The following is a 1,138-nucleotide window of genomic DNA, read 5'->3' on the forward strand; positions in this document are numbered from 1 at the left end:
CTACTGTATAAAGAGCTTTAGTTGCGGCTAAAGCTAGGGTCTCACGTTACCCGATTTCATGAGTTATTATCCATACAAAGCGTTTAAGACGGATTCCCAACGCTTGGCATTTTCGGTTTGATTCAGCTTTAGTGTTTACGGCACAATGGTTTAGGTCAGGTGGTAGCGTTGCTCACCACTTAACGCGGCGTTAAATCTATTGAGGAATATCGTGGTATCTCGAACGTTTTTGTATGTGATAAAGCAAAATAAGTTAGTGCTTTTTCTAGCGCTTGTAGCGTTTATCATTGTTATTCTATTGGATGTTGTGTTTGCTAATACCAAAGAGATCTTTAAAGGTGGTTTTGAGCTTTCTAAGATTATTAGTAACTTATCAATGTCTATTGTTGCTGGTTACATATTTTATATTATGACCTCAGTTAAAATAGAAGTTGATAGGATTAATAAGTCAAAAGAAATTGCAACTAAAGTCGTTATTGCGATTAGGAACCATACTATATCAATGTTTCGAGTGTTAGCAGAAAGTCCACATGAAAAATTTAGAACTTTCCCATCCGAAGACGAATTATCCAACTATCTGGTAGGTAAGACTTTTGTGTCAACCGTGAAAGGAACTAGATATATTGATGTGGCAGGTCTCGTTTCTGAGCGAGACTTACATTTCTTCTTGTTTAATGACTTCCCTAAAAAGGCTATGAGTCTACAAGCATCGTTATCAATTTATCTAGGCTTCCTTGATCAAGATATGCAGGTTGCCTTTTATAAACATTTCAACTCTAATTTTTTTGATAATTTTAATGATTCAACTGTAGCTATTGTACTTAAAGGGCGTAATAACAAAGTGTCTGATTTCTCTACGTCATTTTTTGTTCTAAGAGAAACTACGTTGGAGCTTATAAACTCATATGAAAGAGTTTATGGAACGCTGGATAAATAAATTTAACAAAGCCATCAAAACGACCATCAACGCTCGGCATTCTAGGTATGAACCGGCTACGGTGTTTACTGCGGTCATGTGAAAATTATCGTAATACGTTGCTGGCGTTTTATGGCAGGTCGTTATGTGCTATCTACATAGAGAGGTCTCGTGAAGCGTTTTGGGTGCCCGATTTGTGGGTATGAAAGCATAGAAGTTTTA

Annotated in this window: 1 protein-coding gene; it reads left to right on the top strand. The window is 36.7% G+C overall.

The window, feature by feature from the left end; all coding sequences use genetic code 11:
* The first annotated feature begins 211 nt into the window (after positions 1-211).
* A complete protein-coding gene (locus tag A3K86_RS00010; protein ID WP_068325751.1) occupies positions 212-937 on the top strand; it encodes a hypothetical protein in 726 nt (241 codons plus the stop codon).
* The last annotated feature ends 201 nt before the right edge of the window (positions 938-1,138 follow it).

This window comes from Photobacterium jeanii, assembly GCF_001650345.1.
In the GTDB taxonomy this organism is placed as follows: domain Bacteria; phylum Pseudomonadota; class Gammaproteobacteria; order Enterobacterales; family Vibrionaceae; genus Photobacterium; species Photobacterium jeanii.